At 63.6% G+C, this 1,075-nt stretch carries 1 protein-coding gene; it reads right to left on the reverse strand.

The window, feature by feature from the left end:
* Window positions 1–938: IS110-like element ISBma3 family transposase (locus WS62_RS26140; protein ID WP_066577109.1), on the reverse strand; the 938-nt coding region annotated here is incomplete at its 3' end.
* Window positions 939–1,075 lie beyond the last annotated feature (137 nt).

Raw genomic sequence — 1,075 nt, forward strand, 5'->3', positions numbered from 1 at the left:
AGGCCAGCGTAGGCCGCCAGATGAGCAGCCGAAGCGAAGGCTTTATGGGCGACTTCGGTCAGGAGTCTGGCGGCGGTCCTGACGCCGACTCCCGGCATGCTGGTCAGGACCGGCCAAAGAGGGTGAGCAAGCACCAGCCGCTCAACTTCGGCGGCGATTTCGTCACGCTGCGTGCGCAAGGCGGCGAGTTGCTGGGCTAAACGGGGCATGACGATGGTGGCGGCTTGCGTGCCGGGTACGGTCACGGCCTGTTCGCTCAGTGCCTGAACGATCTCGGCCGCCAAGCCTTTGCCCATGCGAGGGGCAAGCTTGGTCAGGCGATTGGCGAGCGTCTTCTCGCTGGTGCTGGCAAGCGCGGCGGGCGACGGATAGCGCTCGAGTAGATCGAGCACCGCTGGATGGTCAAGGCGTGGGCCGAGAACACGCTCAAGCGCCGGGTGGATCTGGGTGAGCAGGCCGCGAATGCGGTTGCTGGTTTGAGTGACCTGAGCGGCGAGATCATCGTCGAAGCCGCACAGCATGGTGAGCTCGGCGAGTTGCTCGTCGGCCAATCGAAGCGAGCGCAGCGTGTGCGGCATCGAGCGAGCAGCTTCGGCAATGATCGCGGCATCTCGGGCATCTGTCTTGGCTTCACCTGCATGCAGATCGGCGATGCGGCGCATGGCCAGTCCCGGCAGATAGGCGACGAGTATGCCTTCAGCGCGGGCGACGGCCACTGGAAGCGCTCCGATGGTGGACGGTTGGTCGACGACGAATAGAAGTCGGCCGTGCGTCTTGAGTTCGGCGATGAGGGCGCGCAGCTTTGCCTCGTCGTTGGGCAGCGCCTTGTTGTACAGGCGCTTGCCGTTCCGATCGAGTGCAACGGCGTGATGCTGGCCTTTACCGACATCGACGCCGACGAAGACATCGACGGCATCACGTTGTTGTGTGTCTTGCATCGCAGTTTGTGCAGAGTGAACGGGTTGGTTTGCAACAACGGTGGCAAGTCTCGGCATCCACGTTACGGACGGCGTCGGGATATCCCGGCCAAACCCCTATCAGCGATCACCAGCCACCCACCAGGCCCGGTGACAAC

The sequence above is a fragment of the Burkholderia sp. ABCPW 14 genome, assembly GCF_001523835.1.
GTDB classification, from domain to species: domain Bacteria; phylum Pseudomonadota; class Gammaproteobacteria; order Burkholderiales; family Burkholderiaceae; genus Burkholderia; species Burkholderia mayonis.